Source organism: Tautonia plasticadhaerens (genome assembly GCF_007752535.1).
In the GTDB taxonomy this organism is placed as follows: Bacteria; Planctomycetota; Planctomycetia; order Isosphaerales; family Isosphaeraceae; genus Tautonia; species Tautonia plasticadhaerens.
In genome coordinates, this window is the sequence record NZ_CP036426.1 from 2,834,154 (window position 1) to 2,852,202 (window position 18,049).

The 18,049-nt window shown below is 72.2% G+C and carries 17 protein-coding genes and 3 pseudogenes; 12 read left to right on the top strand and 8 right to left on the bottom strand.

Annotated features, from left to right (window positions below; translation table 11 throughout):
* Positions 1–436 precede the first annotated feature (436 nt).
* From ElP_RS10985 to ElP_RS11015, 6 genes and pseudogenes are all read left to right on the top strand, one after another.
* Entirely contained in the window at positions 437–1,201 is a 765-nt protein-coding gene (locus ElP_RS10985; protein WP_145269216.1) for a hypothetical protein, read from the top strand.
* Between the two features lie 594 nt (positions 1,202–1,795).
* Complete coding sequence (locus ElP_RS10995) at positions 1,796–2,707, top strand: carbon-nitrogen hydrolase family protein (RefSeq protein WP_145269220.1); 912 nt, start codon at positions 1,796–1,798, stop codon at positions 2,705–2,707.
* Positions 2,704–3,123: pseudogene (locus tag ElP_RS11000) on the top strand (GNAT family N-acetyltransferase); the annotation flags it as partial. The gene ElP_RS10995 and the pseudogene ElP_RS11000, both read left to right, overlap by 4 nt.
* 115 nt (positions 3,124–3,238) lie before the next feature.
* Positions 3,239–4,141, top strand: a complete 903-nt coding sequence (locus ElP_RS11005) for a metallophosphoesterase family protein (RefSeq protein WP_145269224.1) — start codon at positions 3,239–3,241, stop codon at positions 4,139–4,141.
* A 259-nt stretch (positions 4,142–4,400) separates the two neighbouring features.
* On the top strand, positions 4,401–4,766 hold the full coding sequence (locus ElP_RS11010) for an RNA recognition motif domain-containing protein (protein ID WP_145269226.1): 366 nt from the start codon (positions 4,401–4,403) through the stop codon (positions 4,764–4,766).
* Between the two features lie 118 nt (positions 4,767–4,884).
* Positions 4,885–5,079 carry a hypothetical protein gene (locus tag ElP_RS11015; protein WP_145269228.1) on the top strand — a complete coding sequence of 65 codons (195 nt, stop codon included), beginning with the start codon at positions 4,885–4,887 and terminating at the stop codon, positions 5,077–5,079.
* A gap of 255 nt (positions 5,080–5,334) precedes the next feature.
* Here the strand turns inward: ElP_RS11015 and ElP_RS37855 are convergent, their stop codons facing one another.
* Together ElP_RS37855 and ElP_RS11020 are read right to left on the bottom strand one after the other, a co-directional pair.
* The gene (locus ElP_RS37855) at positions 5,335–5,496 is read right to left on the bottom strand and encodes a hypothetical protein (RefSeq protein WP_197446887.1); all 162 of its coding nucleotides are present in this window, start codon (positions 5,494–5,496) and stop codon (positions 5,335–5,337) included.
* Positions 5,493–7,007: a hypothetical protein gene (locus ElP_RS11020; protein WP_145269230.1), complete on the bottom strand. Its 1,515-nt coding sequence runs from the start codon at positions 7,005–7,007 to the stop codon at positions 5,493–5,495. Before ElP_RS11020 ends, ElP_RS37855 begins: the two co-directional genes overlap by 4 nt.
* A 368-nt stretch (positions 7,008–7,375) precedes the next feature.
* Between ElP_RS11020 and ElP_RS40595 the strand changes: the two genes are divergently transcribed.
* Both ElP_RS40595 and ElP_RS40600 read left to right on the top strand, forming a co-directional pair.
* Complete coding sequence (locus tag ElP_RS40595) at positions 7,376–7,969, top strand: serpin family protein (protein ID WP_197446888.1); 594 nt, start codon at positions 7,376–7,378, stop codon at positions 7,967–7,969.
* Between the two features lie 5 nt (positions 7,970–7,974).
* Complete coding sequence (locus ElP_RS40600; RefSeq protein ID WP_145269234.1) at positions 7,975–9,642, top strand: DUF6807 family protein; 1,668 nt, start codon at positions 7,975–7,977, stop codon at positions 9,640–9,642.
* Between the two features lie 79 nt (positions 9,643–9,721).
* On the opposite strand, the gene ElP_RS11035 is transcribed toward ElP_RS40600, so the two are convergent.
* Positions 9,722–10,312, bottom strand: coding sequence for a methyltransferase domain-containing protein (locus tag ElP_RS11035; RefSeq protein WP_315852671.1), 591 nt, complete (start codon positions 10,310–10,312; stop codon positions 9,722–9,724).
* Between the two features lie 83 nt (positions 10,313–10,395).
* Here ElP_RS11035 and ElP_RS11040 point away from each other — a divergent pair.
* Positions 10,396–11,199 (top strand): annotated as a pseudogene (locus ElP_RS11040) (ISAzo13-like element transposase-related protein); the annotation flags it as partial.
* A gap of 125 nt (positions 11,200–11,324) precedes the next feature.
* Here the strand turns inward: ElP_RS11040 and ElP_RS11045 are convergent.
* Together ElP_RS11045 and ElP_RS11050 are read right to left on the bottom strand one after the other, a co-directional pair.
* A complete protein-coding gene (locus ElP_RS11045) occupies positions 11,325–11,777 on the bottom strand; it encodes a DUF421 domain-containing protein (RefSeq protein ID WP_145269240.1) in 453 nt (150 codons plus the stop codon).
* 33 nt (positions 11,778–11,810) lie between these two features.
* The gene (locus tag ElP_RS11050) at positions 11,811–12,068 is read right to left on the bottom strand and encodes a hypothetical protein (protein WP_145269242.1); all 258 of its coding nucleotides are present in this window, start codon (positions 12,066–12,068) and stop codon (positions 11,811–11,813) included.
* 192 nt (positions 12,069–12,260) lie between these two features.
* Here ElP_RS11050 and ElP_RS11055 point away from each other — a divergent pair.
* A protein-coding gene (locus tag ElP_RS11055; protein WP_231749658.1) for an IS5 family transposase occupies positions 12,261–13,095 on the top strand; the annotation gives its coding sequence in 2 pieces (ribosomal slippage) (positions 12,261–12,542 and positions 12,544–13,095; 834 coding nt in all).
* Between the two features lie 74 nt (positions 13,096–13,169).
* Entirely contained in the window at positions 13,170–14,441 is a 1,272-nt protein-coding gene (locus ElP_RS11060; RefSeq protein ID WP_145269244.1) for an IS701 family transposase, read from the top strand.
* A 129-nt stretch (positions 14,442–14,570) separates the two neighbouring features.
* On the opposite strand, the gene ElP_RS11065 is transcribed toward ElP_RS11060, so the two are convergent.
* Positions 14,571–15,709 (bottom strand): IS630 family transposase gene (locus tag ElP_RS11065; protein ID WP_145267429.1). Its coding sequence is split into 2 segments (ribosomal slippage): positions 14,571–15,271 and positions 15,271–15,709, totalling 1,140 coding nucleotides; the frame shifts between segments, so codons are not numbered across the junction.
* A 176-nt stretch (positions 15,710–15,885) separates the two neighbouring features.
* Between ElP_RS11065 and ElP_RS11070 the strand changes: the two are divergent.
* Positions 15,886–16,622: pseudogene (locus tag ElP_RS11070) on the top strand (IS5 family transposase).
* 41 nt (positions 16,623–16,663) lie between these two features.
* Here the strand turns inward: ElP_RS11070 and ElP_RS11075 are convergent.
* Together ElP_RS11075 and ElP_RS11080 are read right to left on the bottom strand one after the other, a co-directional pair.
* Entirely contained in the window at positions 16,664–17,251 is a 588-nt protein-coding gene (locus ElP_RS11075) for a hypothetical protein (protein WP_145269246.1), read from the bottom strand.
* Complete coding sequence (locus ElP_RS11080) at positions 17,203–18,039, bottom strand: IS701 family transposase (RefSeq protein WP_145269248.1); 837 nt, start codon at positions 18,037–18,039, stop codon at positions 17,203–17,205. The genes ElP_RS11075 and ElP_RS11080 overlap by 49 nt, the downstream gene beginning before the upstream one ends.
* Positions 18,040–18,049 lie beyond the last annotated feature (10 nt).

An 18,049-nucleotide genomic window follows, 5' to 3' on the forward strand; every position in this document is an offset into this window, starting at 1 on the left:
TACCTCATTCCCTGGACCGTGACCGCCCTCGGGCTATGATCGGGGACCGGACATGCCGTCGGTGGGGGATGGGAGAGTGGAATAGGGGGGGAGGATGGCCAGGGGCCGGGTCGTTCGATCGGCGAGGCTGGCGGTGCTCGGGGCGTTCTCCCTGCTGATGGCCGGGGGGCAGGGGACCCGGCTCCCGGAGGACCAGCCCAGGTGGTGCATCCGGGAGGATTCCCGACCCGACGGGGGCGGTCGTCTCCGACCCTCGCCCCCGTGCTCGGGGGAGAGGGTGGGCGGAGCCCGGGTGAGGGGGGACCGGACGGATCGCGATGCCCCGCCATCGCTCGAAGGCCCCTCGCCCCCGCCCGCTCCCCGCGCGTGGGGAGCGGGGGACGGAGATCGATCCGTCAACCCTCAACGCGGATTGGACACGAAGGGATCGGGCCCGGTGCCCTTGCCGGGACTGGTCCACCTCTCGCCCGGGGTGGAGGTGGGGCAAGGGCCCCCGAACGGCTGGGACGCCCGGGTGGTGCGGTCGGTGCCGAGGCTGGCCTCGGGCGACCTGGGCGACCTGCCCCGGTCGGCCGCCGCCACCGCCACCCGGTTCCGGACCGTGATCGTTGCCGACGTGGCCGGGTCGAGCCGGTCGGGCTACCGGCTGGCCCGGGTCGGGGTCGGCAACGCGGTGCCGGTCGGGGATCGGGAGCTGGTGGTGACGCCGGGGGGGCCGGACGAGGCCCTCGACGCCATCCCGCTGGTCGACCGGGTCGTCCTGATCGCGGCCGAGGCGAAGCTGGGAGAGGGCTCGATCGCCGCCCGGACCCCCACCTTCGCGCTCTTCCGGACGCCGACGGTCCTGGCCGTCGACGGCGAGCACCGAGACCTGGACCTCTGCTACGCCCTGCTCGTCGACCCCGAGACGGGCGCCCTCGACACCTTCTGCTGGCCCGCCCCCCCCGGGCCCTCGCCCGCCCCCGGCTCGATCCTCTTACTCCCGCCGGATCTCACCTTCGACGCCACCCTCGACGCCCGGGCTACCCGACGGATCGGCCCCCTGGCCGTCTCCTGGTCGTTCGCCCTGGACGGGCCCCCCCCGGGCCTCCGGGTCGAGGTCCCTCCGGCGGTCGCCCCGGGCCTGGCTCGGCCCGACGGGCCGATCGACGCCCGGGCGATGGAGTGGGCCCTCCGGGCGCTCCTCCCGGCGTCCCGCTGACCGGGGGTCGGGGAATTCCGGCCGGTCCGGCCGGAAAACATGAATTTCCGGGGGTCGGATCACGAGCGTAATGGACAGGGGACCCGCGCGATCGCGTCCAAGACGCCGGCCCCGCCCACCACCTCGGACGACGCCCCCCGGGATCCCGCCCATGGCCACCTCGCTGCGGCAGACGATCGCCAACCGGCTGAACGCGTTGAAGTCGACCGGCCCGAGGACGGCCGAGGGCAAGGCCCGATCGAGCCGGAACGCCCTGCGGCGGGCTCTTCCGGATCGGCACCGTCACCCCGAATGCATGACTGACCATTCGGCGATGCCCGGGCCACACTCGTAAAGCTCGGTCTCCCAGGCAATCCTGGATGAGAGCACCCCTGCTGCGCGAATCTCCCCAGCCGGGTGCATAATACCGCCCGATTCCACGATAGTATCGTCGGCGGCGGGGAGGCCCCGGTCGACGGACGGCCGAGGCCACACCCAGGCGCAGGATGCCCGAATGACGGCCGCCCTCCCCGCCCCGGCCGCCGGCCTTCGCCCGAATCCACCGCGCCCCGGCATCCGTCGTCCGTCGCCCGCCATCTCCCGGAGGACCCCGCGATGGGCCCCGTCCGAATCCTCGCCGCCCTCGCCCTCCTCGTCGTCCCGCCGGCCCTCGCCGACGAGGGGGACGGCCCGGAGCCGGAGACGACGACGCTCCGGGTCGCCGCCGTGCAGTTCCGATCCTCCCGGGACCTGGACGACAACGTCTCCCGGATCCGGGCCCACCTGATCCGGCTCGGCGGGCAGGGGGTCCGGGTCGCCGTCTTCCCCGAGTGTGCCCTGACCGGCTACTCCGGGGACTCGGCCACCTCCACGACCGCCGACCGGCTCGCCGAGGCCGAGGCCCGGGTCGCCGAGGCCTGCCGGGAGGCCGGGATCTCCGCCGTCGTCGGCTCCCCCTGGCGGGACGGGGGCCGCCTCTACAACTCGGCACTCGTCTTCGACCCCTCCGGCCGGGTGGTCGAGCGCTACCACAAGGTCCAGCTCGCCGAGGCCTGGCCCGACCCCGGCGACCACCTCTCGGTCTTCCCCGTCGACGGCGTCCCCTGCTCGATCATCATCTGCCACGACGAGCGCTACCCGGAGCTGGTCCGGCTCCCCGTCCTGGCCGGAGCCCGGGTCGTCTTCTACCTCTCCCACGAGTCGGGCATCCGCCAGGAGCACAAGCTCGACCCCTACCGCGCCCAGATCCGGGCCCGGGCCGTCGAGAACACCGTCTTCGTCGTCCAGGCCAACGCCCCCGCCAACGACGACCTCTCCGGCTCGCACGGGCAGAGCCGGGTCATCGCCCCCGACGGCAACCTCCTCGGCGAGGCCGGGATGTTCGGCGAGGAGATCGTCACCGCCGACCTCGACCTCTCCCTCGCCACCGCCTCCAACGCCCTCCGGAGCCTCTCCCGGGGCCCCCTCGGCGACTGGTGGCGCGCGGGCGTCTCCCGGGTCCGGATCCTCGGAGGCCCCCCCGAATGACCCCGCCGTCCCCGATCCCGACCCCGAAGGTCACCTACGCCGTCGAGCCCGACCTCGCCGCCGACGCGTTCCTCGACGTGCTCGCCCGATCGACCCTGGCCGAGCGCCGCCCCGTCTCCGAGCCCGGGACGATCGAGGGCATGCTCCGGCACGCCGACCTGATCGTGACCGCCCGGCTCGGCGAGCGGCTCGTCGGCGTCTCCCGGGCGATCACCGACTTCAGCTACTGCACCTACCTGTCCGACCTGGCGGTCGACCGCGCCCACCAGCGCCTCGGGATCGGCCGGGAGCTGGTCCGACTCACCCACGAGCACGCCGGGCGGCACACGAATCTGATCCTGCTGGCCGCCCCGCTTGCCCGGTCCTACTACCCCCGGATCGGCATGCAGCCGCACGACTCCTGCTGGATCTCCCCCCGGCGGCCCCCCGAGGGGGGCCAGACGGGGCCATCCCCCCGGCCCGAGACGCCCGCCCCGCCCCCGGGAGGCCGACCGGGCCGTCCCGAAGGCCTCCAGGAATGAGGGTTCGACCATGACGCGGACAGGGCACCGGGGACGGCTCGGGCGGCGGGCGTTCCTCTCGGAGGGCGTCCTGCTGCTGGGCGCGGCGACCATGAGCGGACGGGCCTCGGCCGCCTCACCGGACTCGGAGGACCGCCCGGCCCTCCGAGTCGGCCTGATCACCGACCTGCACTACGCCGACAAGCCCCCCGCCGGCACCCGGCACTACCGGGAGACCCCGTCGAAGCTGGCCGAGGCCGCCGGGCTGTTCCGCGGGGAATCCCCCGAGTTCCTCGTCGAGCTGGGCGACCTGATCGACGCCGCCGACTCGGTCGAAGTCGAGCTGGGCTACCTCGACCGGATCGACCGGGACTTCTCGGCGATCTGCCCGAGGCGGTACTACGTCCTGGGCAACCACTGCGTCGACACCCTGACCAAGGCCGAGTTCCTGGGCCGGGTCGGCCAGGAGCGATCGTTCCTCTCCTTCGACGCCGGCGGCTGGCACTTCGTCGTGCTCGACTCCTGCTTCCGGTCCGACGGCGAGCCCTACGGCCGCAAGAACTTCGAGTGGACCGACCCGAACATCCCCGAGGCCGAGGTCGACTGGCTCCGGGATGATCTCGCACGAGCCCCCAGCCCCGTCATCGTCTTCGCCCACCAGCGGCTCGATGTCGGCAGCCCCTACGGGGTCCGCAACGCCCCCGAGGTCCGCCGGATCCTGGAGGAGTCGGGCCGGGTCCGGGCCGTCTTCCAGGGCCACAGCCACGCGAACGCCTACGCCGAGATCGGCGGCATTTCCTACGTCACCCTGGTCGCCATGGTGGAGGGATCCGGCGAGCAGAACAGCGGCTACGCCCTCGTGGAGGCCGGCCCCGACGGGGCGATCCGGGTCCGGGGCTTCCGATTGCAGGCCGATTACGCCTGGCCCGGCTGAGGGCCCCGGGGGCCTGCCCCCCGGACCGCGCCGGGGGCGCATCCGCCGATCCCCGGGGGACGGTATCGTTCGCTCCCTCATCCGGTTATACTAGCCCGTGGTTGGTCTGACGACTGAGCAAGCGAGGTAGGCCCGTCCCCGACACCTGCTTCCGCCTTCCTCCCTCGCCGTTCCCGCCGATGGGCTCGCGCCTGAGCCCTATCCTCTCCGGCCCGGGGAGCATCGTAGGGCCGGCACGACTGAGTCCAGGAGATCAGCGGTGGGCAAGAAGCTTTATGTCGGCAATCTGACCTACGGGGTCAGCAGTTCGGATCTGGAACAACTGTTCTCGCAATTCGGCACGGTCCAGAGCGCCCAGGTGATCGAGGACCGGGAGACGGGCCGGAGCAAGGGCTTCGGCTTCGTCGAGATGGACTCCGAGTCCGAGGCCCAGGCCGCCATCGACGGCCTGCATGACCGCGAGCACGACGGGCGTCGCCTGACCGTCAACGAGGCCAAGCCCCGGGAAGACCGCGGCGGCGGCGGCGGCGGCTACGGCGGCGGTCGCGGCCGAGGGGGCGGCGGCGGCGGCTACGGCGGCGGCGGCGGCTACGGCGGCGGCGGCGGCGGCGGCCGACGCTACTGATCGCCCTCCGGGAAGATGACCGACGGGGGGCCCGCGCGTGCGGGCCCCCCGATCGCTCGGGCGGTTGCCCCAGGAATGGCTTCCTCGGTGACCTCCTTCCCCACCACCGGGAGGCCCCATGAATCCGAAGCACCTGCACACGCCGCCCTCGACCCGGACACGATGCCCGGTCTGCCAGCAACCCGTCTACTCCCGGGTGGGCATCCACCCGCAGTGTGCGGTCCGGCAGGCCGACCCGCCCAGGCCGAAGGCCAAGGCGGCGAAGTCACCCCTCCCCCCCTCGCCCGGCCCCGCCGGCCCCGAGGCCGTCTGAGCCGCCCCCGAGGCCGGCCCCCGACAGCAGACACCTCCCCCGACCCCGATCGGCTCGCCCGGCTGCCCGCCGGCCGGCCGGCCCCGGGTCAGGGCCTCGATGCCGGCCCGGGTCCGCCGGCCCGGCGGTGCACCGCCGCCGGGCCGGCCCCGATCCGCGCCCACGGCCGTCCTCCTCGGCCTCGAAGAGGGGGACGGGCCGATGCCCGACCGGGGCGACCCAGGACGCGGCCTCGACCCGAGCCCGCCGCCGCGATCACCACGGGGACGCGACGGGCGATCGGACGGTCGCCGAGCCCGGGAACCCGCCCGCCTCCAGGAGCCCCCGGGACTCCTCCTCCGTCCGCTCGGCGCCGCCGAGGACGGCCACCATCGTCAGGCCCATCAGCTTGCCGGATGGCCCGCGTTGCCCCGTCATCCGCCACGCAGTCGCTCGCCGCACTGGTCGATGATCTGGGCGGCGACCTGATTCGGGTTGTATCCCCCCGGCAGCCGTACCAGGGGCGTTCCGTGCAGGTCGCAGTACCGCCTCACCTCCCCGAACGCATGGCTCGACCAGCGGATCGCCAGTAGCACCAGGGCCACCTCGGGCCGGGCGATGACCGGCTCGAAGGTCGAGACCGCCTGGTGCTCCTTCGTCTCGACCCAGACCAAATCCGCCAGGCCCAGGGCCTCTCTCAATGCCGCCCGGGCCTCCGGGCGGCACATCCCGCCGAGCAGCACGATGCTCCGGCCCCCCAACAGTCGGCGGGCCTCCTGGACCTCGGGGGTCGGCTCGGGGGTGACGGGTGCCTCGGTGGGGTCCGCGCGGGAGGCCAGGTAGCGGTCGATTTCCCGCAGGACCAGCCGGAACCCCTCCGGCGGGTCGTCCCGGTCGGGCAGGTCGTCGATGGCCGGCAGCAGCAGATCCCGGAGGTCCTTGCTGCTGGGAGGGAGGCCCTCGGCGACCATCTCGTCCACGGCCTCGACGACCTCCTGCCAGTCCCGGTCGGCGTCATCGCCCCGCCGGATGGCCTCCAGATGCCGTCGGAGGCGCTTGACCCGGGGACGGTGCCGCCGGGCCCGCGGGTCGCCCCCGGCCTGGGCCTCGATGCGGGCCAGCAGGTCGGGCCAGCGGGCGGGGTCGGCGAGGTCGTCGGCCCGCAAGTATCGCTTGATGAAGACCCGATGACGGGTGGCGGCATCACGGGCCCATTCGTAGGCGGCCAACTGGTCCGGGTCGTCGGGGGCCTGGAGGTGCTGCGTCGCCGACCGCACCGCCGACTGGGCCTCGGCGAGGAGGTGCAGCGACCGCCCGAGGGCCCCACGACGCTCCCCGTCGCCCGCCGCCAGTGCCGAAGCCCCTGCGAGTGCCTCGAAGCAACCACCCAGGTCGTCGAGCAGGGAGATGTCGGGCGGTTGTGTGCCATCGTCGTCATCACGCCAGGAGAAGGCGTCGGTGAAACGGTCGGCCCACGAGGCGACCTCCGGGTTTACTGGTGCAACCCCGCCCCCGGGGTCGCCCCCACCCCGAAGCCGACGCAGGCGGGCTGCGGCATGGCGAGCCGCCTCGGCCTTGAGGCGGCAGCGGGCCTCGATCTCGTCGAAGTCGAGGGTCGCGTCGAAGGCCGAGCCCCCGTTCTCCTCGGATGGCGGATGTCGCTCCACGCTCACCGGGCGTGATCGCCCCAGCGTCAGTTCGTGGAGCGGCTCGGGCCCTCGGGGGCCACCGGACGGGACGGCTTGGGCCTCATCGGCATCCGGGAGTGCGGGGGCCGGGTCAGGGTGGGAGCCCTCTGCCGGGACGACGCTGGGCGGAGGCTCCTCGGTCGCCGCCAGGATCACCTGGGCCAGGGCTCGCAGTTCCGCCCGCAGATCGGCGTCCCCGGCGGCGAGGGAGAGGAGGCGCTCGGCCTCGGCCTCGATGATCTTCATCTCCCAGCCCGGCATCGCTCCCTCCGGACCCCGGGGCCGACATGACAGGTCGGGGATGGTGCCCCGGCCCATGCCGATCGATGAGGGGTGATCGCGTGACCGCCCGTCGTCGAGCATAGCCCTGTGGTTTGACGACGGGAACGGGGGCGGGGACAATCGGCCCGCGATGCGGATGCCCGGGGATTCGGCTGCGGAGGAGGACCTCCATGCCGACGTTTCGCGCCAGCGATGCGCCCCATCGGGGGTCGCTCCCCGTCACCCCGCCGGCCCTGACCCTCGTGGCCGGGCTCCTCGGGGCACTCCCGGGTTGCTCGCCGGGCGGGTCCACCGGGGCCAGTCAGCAGCCGGATCGGCTCCGGGGTGAGGGACGAGGAGATGAGGGCATGAACGCCGATGCCCGCGCCGTCGTCGAGGGCAACACCCGCTTCGCCCTGGACCTCTACGCCCGGCTGGGGTCGGACCGGGACGATAACCTCTTCTTCTCGCCCGGCAGCCTCTCCACCGCCCTGGCGCTGACCTACGTCGGGGCCGGGGGCGAGACCGCCGAGCAGATGGCCGAGGCGCTCCACCTCCGCTCGCCGCGAGGGTCGCTGCATCCGGCCTTCGCCGCCTCGCAGCAGACCTGGGACGCCGATGCGGAGCGGTCCGGCTACCGGCTGGGCGCGGCCAATCGGCTCCGGGGCCGGCGGGATTCCGACTTCCGGGTCCGCTTCCTCGCCCTGACCCGGGAGCACGACGGGGCGGAACTGGCCCGGGTCGATTTCGCCCGGCAGGCCGAGCAGGTACGTCAGCAGATCAACGCCTGGGTCGAGGAGCGGACCGGGGGGAAGATCGCCGACTTGATCCCGCCGGGGGGCCTGGACGCGATAACCCGGCTGGTCCTGACCAACGCCGTTTCCTTCAAGGGCGACTGGTCCGACCCGTTCCGGGAGGAGGCGACCCAGCAAGCGCCCTTCCACGTCTCGGCCGGCCGATAGTCGACGTGCCGCTGATGCACCGGCAGGACGACTTCCGCTACTGGGCCGGCGACGGCCTCAAGGCGCTGGAACTGCCCTACGGGTCGGGCGACCTGGCGATGGTGATCGTCCTCCCAGGTAAGATCGAGGGGCTGCCGACCCTCGAAGAACGCCTGAATGCCGACGACCTGTCCCGCTGGCTCTCGGGCCTGCGGGAGCGGAAGGTCCGAGTCTTCCTCCCCCGGTTCACGTCGTCCTCGCAGTTCCAACTTGCCGAGGTGCTGGGGGCGATGGGCATGCCCCGGGCGTTTCGGCCGGGCGAGGCCGACTTCTCGGGCATGAGCAGCGAGGAGGAAATGTACCTCACGGCCGTCGCCCACGAGGCATTCGTGGATGTGAGCGAGGAGGGGACGGAGGCAGCAGCCGCCGTCGTCATCGGCCGCTCGCCGGAGGTGGATGCCCTGCTGTTCGACACGGCGGGGCCGGAGCCCGACTCGGGGACGCTCTCCGATCGCTTCATGGCGGCGGGGGTCAAGTGCAAGCCGATCGTCAACGTCGAACTCTTCGGCGGCTGGACGGGCCGGTTCGAGCGGGGCGTCTTCCCCGAGGAGGTCCGTCGGGCCTACCTCCGGGAGGTCGAGGCCGCCGCCGCCCGCCCCGGCCTGTCGGTCTTCTTCCACAACAACCCCTGGTGCCAGCAGGAGCCGATGCGGTACGACCTGGCGGGATCGGGGACGGAGGACGACCCGGGCATCCGCTGGTACTTCGAGGCGGTCCGGGGGGTGACCGGGCAGCCCGGGGACCGTCAGGCCGAAGGTGCTCCCGAGGCGCCGCCCGTCGCCTTCGAGGATCAGCCCGACGGCCTTCGGATCACGGTCGGCGGGCAGCCGTTCGCCACCTACGTCTTCGAGCGGGGGGAGACGCCGAGCCCGTTCCTGGAGCACCTCCACACCCCGGGAGAGGTGCAGGTCACCCGCAATAACCCGCCGGTCGAGGGCGTGGACATCGCCGACCACCCGACGTTCCATCCCGGCCTCTGGCTGGCCTTCGGCGACCTGGGCGGGGCCGACTCCTGGCGCAACGCCGACCCCATCCGGCACGCCGGGTTCGTGAAGGAGCCACAGGGCGGGCCGGGCCGGGGCGGCTTCACGGTCCGCAACCTCCACTCGAGGGACGGCGGGGTCATCGCCGAGGAGATCTGCCGGCTGACCGTCCTGTCACGTCCCGCCGGCACGCTGCTGGTCTGGGACTCGGAGTTCCGCCCGATGGACGATTCCCTGGCCTTCGGCGACCAGGAGGAGATGGGGCTCGGCGTCCGGGTCGCCACCCCGCTGACCGTGGTCAACGCCGGGCGGATCATCGACGATGAGGGGAGGGTCGACGAGGCCCGGGTCTGGGGTCAGCAGGCAGACTGGTGCTCGTACAGCGGGCAGGCCGGCGGCCGACGAGCCGGCATCCTGTTGATGCCCGCCCCGGGCAACTTCTGCCGCTCGTGGTTCCACGCCCGGGACTACGGCCTGCTCGTGGCCAATCCCTTCGGGCGGCACGCCTTCACCGGGGGCGAGCCGGGCCGGGTGGTCGTCGATCAAGGCGAAGCCTTGCGGCTGCGGTTCGGTGTCCTGATCTTCGACGGCGAGCCCGATCCTGATGCGGCCTATCGGGACTTCCTGGTTCAGATCGGGCACGACGGATGATCGAGGCCCGAGGCCCGAGGCCCGGTCGCCTCGGAGGCCGAGCGTATCCGCCCGGCCCGGGGACACGGGCCTGCCGCCGTCACGGCCTCTTCGCCGAGATCAAGGCCCCTCGCGTACACGACGAGGTGCGGTCGCCCGTCCGGCCGTGGCCCACGGACTCCACGAACCCCGGATCGCCCCGCATCTCCGGGAGCGACCGCCCCCACACGGCGCCGGCGATTCGATCGGAACAGGAGCCATTGCTCGACGCCTCGTCGGGCGAGACGTGCGGCTCCCGCAGCATCTCCGCCATCCGGGTCCGACCGCCGGGACGGAGCACCAGGGAGACCTCGGCCAGCACCGCAGGCCTGTCCGGGCACGGGTCGAACACGCCGTTGGAGAGCACCGGATCGACCGAACCATCGGGCAGCGGCAGGCGCCCGATCCCGCTCAGCGGGGAATCGACGTTCCCCGACCCGAGGACGTCGGCGTTGCTTCGTGCCCTGACGACCTTCCCGTGGGTCATCTCCTCGCCGATCGCCCGACCGGCGGGGCCGACCCGCCGGGCGGCTGACCTGCCCCCCGGAAACGAGACCAGCTGCGATGCGATAATCGCGGGCGGCAACCCCAGGGGCGCGGGACCATGGCCAATAGGCAGCGACACACGCCCGAGCAGGTCATCGCCAAGCACCGCGAGGCCGAGGTCGAGACGGCCAGGGGGGTGGCCCTCGCCCAGGCCCGCAGCACGTCCGGAGCGTGCTCGGCCCCGACCGCGTCTCGCGACGCCGGGCCTGCAAGGTCCTGGGCCAGGCCCGCTCGACGCAGCGGCGGGCGCCGGCCGTGCCCGACGACGAGGCGCGGCTGGTGGCCCGGATGGTGGAGCTGGCCTGCGAATACGGCCGCTACGGCCACCGCCGCGTCACGGCGCTGCTGCGGGCCGAGGGCTTCGACGTCAACCGCAAGCGCCTCGGGCGGCTGTGGCGTCGGGAGGGCCTGAAGGTGCCGGCGAAGCAACCGAAGCGCGGCCGGCTGTGGCTGAACGACGGGTCGTGCGTGCGGCTCCGTCCCGGGCACAAGGACCACGCCCGGAGCTACGACTTCGTGCAGGCGAGGACCCGCGACGGCCGGGCCTTCCGGATGCGGACGGTCATCGACGAGCACACCCGCGAGTGCCTGGCCATCGCGGTGGCGCGGGAGCTCAAGGCCGACGGCGGCGGCTCCAACGGGAGCCGACGCCGGCTGTGGAAGGTGGAGCTACAGGGGCTCGCTGACGAGACCGGCCTGAGCATCTCGGCGTGCCACTTCCCGCCGGGCACGAGCAAGTGGAACGAGATCGAGCACCGGATGTTCTGCCACATCACGGGGAACTGGCGGGGCCGCCCGCTGGTGAGCCGGGAGGTGGTGGTCGACCTGATCGGCAGCACGAGGACGAAGACGGGCCTGGAGATCAGGGCGGAGTTGGACGTGGGCAGCGACCCGGTCGGCCGGGGGGCGAGGGAGCAGCAGATGGAGGGCCTCCCCGTCAAGCGAGAGAAGTTCCACGGCGAGTGGAACTACACCATCCGGCCGAGGGAGTAAACGGTCAATCTATTGTGGCGAGTGACCTTAATCAACCCGTCGCCCCGGGGGCCGCGTCCGGCCCTGAGGGAGCACCTTGAGGCCGGCGAACGGTGAAATCTGACCTGGGCCGTTGGGCCGACGGCTCAAGGCTCCGGCGGCTGCGGGATGACGGTGATCTTGCCGTCGCGCTCCAGGACCGCGTACCGCACCTGCTCCAGCCGCTCCAGGCCCTGGAGGCGACGGGCGGCCTCCAGGATGTCGTCCACGTCCACCCGCGCCTTGTCCATGCGGTCCTGCAGCGGCCGGCCGTCCTCGACCAGCACCGTCGGCACGCCGTCGATCCACATCTCCAGCCACCGCGACCGCTGCTTCCAGAGCGACAGGCCGATGTCGAGCGCGATCAGCGTCAGGATCGAGAGGAAGGCGTTGGTCAGCGAGAAGTCCTCGCCGAGCAGGGCCTGCTGCGCCGCCTCGCCGACGACCAGCAGCAGGACGAAGTCGAAGCTGGTCATCTCCGAGAGCGTCCGCCGCCCGGCAACGCGGAAGAGGACGACCAGGAAGGCGTAGGTCGCCGCGGCACGCAGGACGGTATCCACGGTCGGCTCCCTCCTCGGGGAGGATCGGGGGGCTCAGGGGTAGACGAAGTGGCCGAATCGCAGCGGCGTGCCGTCGCCGAGGGAGACCCGGCCTCGGATCCGGCCCGGCCGCTCGGGCTGCAGCGCGAACGTCACCGTGGCCCGCAGCCTCGGCGACCGGGCCCGGAAGACGAAGTCGATGCCGTCGGGGCCGACCTCGGCGTGGTCCGGCTCGGGGGTGATGCGGCGGACCTGGACGTCGCGGAGGTACGCCCGGCCGATGCGGAGCCGCGCCGTGCCGTCCGGGCCCACCCCCGCGTCGATGTGTGCCCGCAGCGTGGTTTGGGCGCCGAGCCGGGCGAACCGCTCGTATTCCAGGCGGAGTGGCGCCCCCTCGTCACCGGCCGTCGCCCGGATAAGAGACTATCCGGCAATCGGCCAACCACGTAAACTCTTGCCCCATCAGGAGGTCCGCACCACACGCCGACGACGGAGCACGCCCCGATGCGAAAGCCCTACCCCTCCGACCTCACCGACGATCAGTGGGACCTCATCGAGCCGCTGATCCCCGTCGACGAGGTCGGCCGGCCCCGGGAGGTCGACATGCGGGAGGTGCTCGATACGACCCCCTATCTCAACCGCTCCGGCTGCCAGTGGGACATGCTGCCGCACGACCTGCCGCCCGAGAGCACCGTCGACGACCACTTCGCCCGCTGGCGAGATGACGGCACCTGGCAGCGGGTCATGGATACCCTCCGCCGCCGGGTGCGGGTCGCCGAGGGCCGGGGAGCCGAGCCCGAGTGCCGGCAGCATCGACAGCCAGACGGTCAAGGGGGCCGAGGTCGGCGGCGAGCGGGGTTACGACGGGGGCAAGAAGCTCCCGGGGGCGAAGCGGCACATCGTCGTGGACACGCTGGGGTTGCTGCTCGTGGTCGTCGTCTCGGCGGCCTCTGCCGACGACGGGACGTACGCCCCGGAGGTGCTTGGGCGACTGACCGAGGAGCGCCGCAGCCGGCTGGAGTTGGTGTGGGCCGACTCGAAGTACCACAACCACCGCCTGGAGTCGTGGATGGCAAAGGAGGAGGTCGGCTATCGGATCGAGGTGGTGAGCCGCCCGGCAGGCTCGGAGGGGTTCGTGCCGCTGCCGAGGCGTTGGGTGGTCGAGCGGACGCCGGCGTGGCTGGGGCGATACCGGCGACACAGCCGGCACTACGAGTGGTACCCGGAGTCGGGCGAGTCGATGATCCGGATCAGCTCGATTCATCGGATGCTCAAGCCCTTGAAGCCGGATTGGACCGGCCGGCAGGCACCGTTCAAGTGCCGGAAAGTGCAGGAATAATTACCGGACAGCCACTAGTACTACTCCGTTAGCCACTACGAACCAGCCCCGGGGTCTTGTTCGTACCAGGTGGTATGAGCAAGACCTACACCCCCGAACTCGACCCCGAGGCCCTCTCACGCCTCGACGCCTACGCCGCCCGCTTCCGCGACGCCTTCGCCCTCGATCGGCCCGCCCGCTGGTGCCCGGTCTATCTCCGCGGCCTGATCACCGACGGCGAGCGCAAGAGCATCGAGCCGCTCTCCCGACGCGTCCCCCTGCCGCCCGAGCTGGCCGTCAAGGACCCCGAGCAGGCGCTGCAGCAGTTCGTCAGCCAGAGCCCCTGGGACGAGCAGGCGGCCTGGAAGCGCTACAGGGCCGTCATGGCCGAGTGCTTCGCCGACCCGGCCGGCATCTTCGTCATCGACGACACGACCTTCCCCAAGCAGGGCAAGCACTCCGTCGGGGTGCAGCGTCAGCACTGCGGCGCGCTGGGCAAGAAGGCCAACTGCCAGTGCGCCGTCTCGGTGCACTACGTCAGCCCGAAGGGGCACTGCCCGCTCGACCTGCGGCTGTACCTGCCGGAGAGCTGGCTGGGGGACGAGGCGCGCCTCGACCGGGCGGGCGTGCCCGAGCCGGAGCGGCGGATGCTGACCAAGGGGCAGATCGCCTTGGAGCTGCTGGACCGGGTCCGTGGCGAGGGGCTGCCGGGGCAGCTGGTGCTGGCCGACGCCGGCTACGGCGTCTCCGGGCCGTCCCGCGCCGGCCTGGCCGCACGTGGGCTGCACTATATCGTCGGCGTCACCGACGAGTTGGTGGTCTTCACCGAGGAGCCCCGGTGGATCGAGCCGACGGCCGCGACGGGCGGCCGCCCGCAGAAGCGGCCCCGCCTGGCCGAGGGATCCCCCCGGCCGGTCAGCCTGAGGGAGCTGGCCTCGCGGACGCCGCGGCGGAAGGTCACCTGGCGCGAAGGGACGAAGGGCCCGATGTCGGGCCGCTTCGCCTGGCTGCGGGTCTGGCCGGGGCACGGCTGGGCCACCGGCGACTGTGCCGGCGAGGAGCCGCTCTGGCTGCTGATCGAGGAGCAGGCCGACGGCAAGCTCAAGTACGCCTTCAGCAACCTGCCGGCGGGCACCAGCCGCCTGCGGGCAGTGCGGCTGTGGCGGAGCCGCTGGCCGGTGGAGCAGGGCTACCAGCAGATGAAGGAGGAACTCGGGCTGGACCACTTCGAGGGCCGCTCCTGGCGCGGGTTCCACCACCATGCCTGCCTGGTGATGCTGGCCTACGGCTTCCTGGCACTCGAGCAGCGGCGAGCCCGCCGGGGTCGACCCCGGCCGGGCAAAAGGGGGGGCGCCGAGGTCCGGTGATCACGCTGCCGTCGATCCGCCGGGCGCTGCAACGCCTGCTGGCCCCGATCTGCCGGCACGACTGCCCCTACTGCCGGGGACTCGTCGACCCACCTCCCGAGCAACTAACGGAGTAGTACTAGTGAAGCGTCACTCGTTAATCTTCGGGTAGAGGTGCCTCAGCTTGATCCGGGCGTCCTCGGTGGTGAAGTGCCACTCGACGCCCACCTGTTTGGCGTTCCGGCGCTCGCCCCAGGCGCCGGCCTCCCCGGCCACCTCGTCCTGCACCGCGATGCGCCGGTCCAGGCACTGCCGCGTCAACACCGACAGCTCGATCTCGGCGACGTTCAGCCAGCTGCCGTGCTTCGGCGTGTGCACCAGCTCCAGTCGCCGCGCCAACCGCAAGGCCTCGGCCGGCTCGAACGCCTTGTACAGCGACGCCAGCGAATGGGTCACGAGGTTGTCGCAGACCAGCGTGATCCGCTCGGCCTCGGCGTGGCGCGGGTCGTCCACCAGCCGCTGCACCCGGTGGGCCCAGTCCACGGCCGTCTTCGCCTCGGTCACGCGCACGTCGCGCCAGCCGGCCAGCGGCTCGACGAACATCCACACCGTGCAGGTCCCCTCGCGGACATACTCGTAGTCGACCCGGGCCGGGCGTCCGGGCGCCGCCGGCGATGGCCGCCGCGCCTCGGCGATCAGCTGCTTGGGCTGTTCGTCCATGCAGACGACGGGGCGCCTCGGATCATACGGGCGCCGGTAGGCCTCCAGGACCTGCTCCATCTGGCAGACGAAGGCCGCGTCCTGCTCCGGCGGGATGCACCACATCCGCCTGAGCCACGGCTTCAGCGCGCTTTTTTCAAAGAGCGGCGGACGGTCTCGTGCGAGACCGCCGCGACGACCTCCAACTCCACCAGGCGCTCGGCCAGCAGCCGGAGCGACCAGCGGGCCAGGCCCCTGGGCGGCTGCGAGCAGGCCAGGGCCGTCAACCGCGCCTCGTTCTCGCCGCCGAGTTTGGGGACCGCCGACGGGGTCCGCGGCCTGCGCTGCAGCAGCGCCATCGGCCCGTGCTCGACGGCCCGCTTGCGCCACGACTCCAGGCTGCGGGTCGTGACGCCGAACGCCTCGGCGATCTTCGCGTCGGGCCAGGCCGGCCCGTCGGGCCCCTGGTCGCACTTGAGCAGGGCCTGAGCCCGCTGCACCTTCCAGCCGGCGATGTTGCCCTTGCGGACCAGGCGAGCCAGCTCGGCCCGCTCTTCGGCCGTCAGCTTCAGGACGTACTTCTTTGCCATGGCAACCCCCCCGGCGAGCCACGATGCGGCCGGACAAGGGGGGTCATTTTACCCGAAAATCAGCGAGTGACGCTTCACTAGGGCCTACTGACAATCACTTGCGGTAGCTGGGCGGCCTGTGATCGACTGGATAATCCGATCGACCCCAGGGAGGCCCCCCGATGCGGCGATTCGAGATGGACGACGAGCGGTTCCGACGCATCGTTCACCTGTTGCCCGGCAAGCCGGGCGACCCCGGGGCCACCGCCAAGGACAACCGCCTGTTCCTCGATGCGGTCCTCTGGATCGCACGCACCGGCGCCCCCTGGCCGGACCTGCCGGCCCGGTTCGGCCCCTACGACACGGCCTATCAGCGGTTCAACCGCTGGGCCAAGAAGGGCGTCTGGGCCCGCATCCTGGAGGCCCTGGGCGGCGACGCCGACCTGGAGTACCTGCTGATCGATTCGACGGCCATTCGCGCGCATCGGCACGCCGCCGGCGCGCGAAAAAAAGCGGCGATCAGGCCCTCGGTCGCTCCCGGGGCGGGCTGACGACGAAGCTGCACCTGGCCGCCGACGCCCTGGGCAACCCGGTGCGGCTGATCCTCACCGGCGGGCAGGCGCACGACATGTCGCAGGCCGGGCCGTTGATCGATGGGATCGAATGCGAGCACGTCATTGCGGACAAGGGGTACGACAGCGGCCCGTTCGTCGCGGCGATCAAGTCGGCCGGCGCCGCGGCGGTGATCCCTTCGCGGTCGAACCGCCGCGAGTCCCGTCCGATGGACGCCCACCTGTACCGGGAGCGGAATCAGGTAGAGCGGCTCATCGGCCGACTGAAGGAATGCCGTCGGGTGGCGACCCGCTACGAGAAGACCGCCCGCAACTACCTGGCCTTCTGCCAGTTAGCCTCCGCAATGGTCCTCCTGGCGTGATTGTCAGTAGGCCCTAATATTACAGCGCAGGTTCTCTCGCCCTACTTTTTACGCCGCGTCGCCGCAGTTCGGCAAGCCTCCGCTTGCGGTGACTGACGGCGGCCCGACGGTTCCGCTCGCGACGCCATTCCGACCACCGCAGGATCTCGCCGACGTCCCACGCCCGCACCTCCAGCAAGTGCACCAGCAGGGCACGCACCTCGGGAACGCTCATCTGCGACGCTTTTTCCCCCCAGCCGCACCCGCTGGAGCACCAGGAAGGCCAGGGCCAGCATGGACAGGGCCGTATGGTGATGCCAGCCGGCCCAGCCCCGCGTCTCGTACTCGTCCAGGCCGCATTCCCCCTCGGCCGACTGGATGTCCTCCTCGGTCGTCCAGCGCGTCGCCCGCACCTGCGCCAGCTTCGGCAGCGGCACCTCGACCGGGGCATGGGAGCGGTGATATTTCAGCTCGGGCTCCCGGCCCAGCGACCGACGCACCAGCAGCCGCTCACGCGGGCCGGGCAGGCCCCCTTCGCTGAACCAGGCCCACACCTCGGCGTACTCGTAGGCCCGCGGCCCCTGGCTCCCTTCGGCCACCGTCAGCCGGCACCACGCCGTCGCCGGCAAGGCCGCGACCACCTCGTCCACGCGCCGGGCCTCCCCGACGACCAGGGGCTGCGTGCACGGCCGGCCACGCTTCGGCCTGGGCCGCTCCTCGGCGGGATCACCTGCGGCTCGCCGGTCCAGACCCGGGCATCGGCCGAGCTGTCCAGCACGTACCGCTTGCCGAGTTGCCGGACGCCCTGCACGAAGGTCGGGCTGTCGCCGTAGACGCCGTCGCCGCCGACCCAGCGGAACGGCACCCCCTCGGCGACCGCGTCGGCGGCCATCGCCAGGGCCAGCTCCGGTTTGGTGCGGAAGATCACGCCGGCGGGCACCCCGGCCTCCTCGCGGCGTTCGCCATCGGCGGCCCACTCCTCGGGCAGGAACAGCCGCCGATCGAGGGACGTGTGACCCTTGACCGAGCAGTAGTCGGCGAAGACGGCGACCTGGCAGTTGTCGGTCCGCCCCAGCGGGCCGGAGTACTGCCGCTTGACGCCGACGGACTTGGTCCCCTTCTTGGGGAACCCGGTCTCGTCGGCATTCCAGGCGGCATCGTCGTCGGCCAGCACCTCCAGGACGCAGCCGCGCAGCTGCTTGAGGATCGCGCCGTCGGACCAGACGCCGGTGCTGATGAAGGCTTGCAGCGAGCGCACCGGGCCGCCGCTCATCGCCTGGGCGAGGTTCTCGATGCTGCGACGCTCGCCGCCGTGGAGCAGGCCCTGGACGAAGCGGCGCGCGTGGACCTGATTCTCGTCGCGGCCGAAGAGGGGTGCGAAGCGGTCGAGGAAGCGGTCGAGTTCGGGCTTGAGGGCCAGGAGCTGCTGTTCGTCCACGAGCGATCGC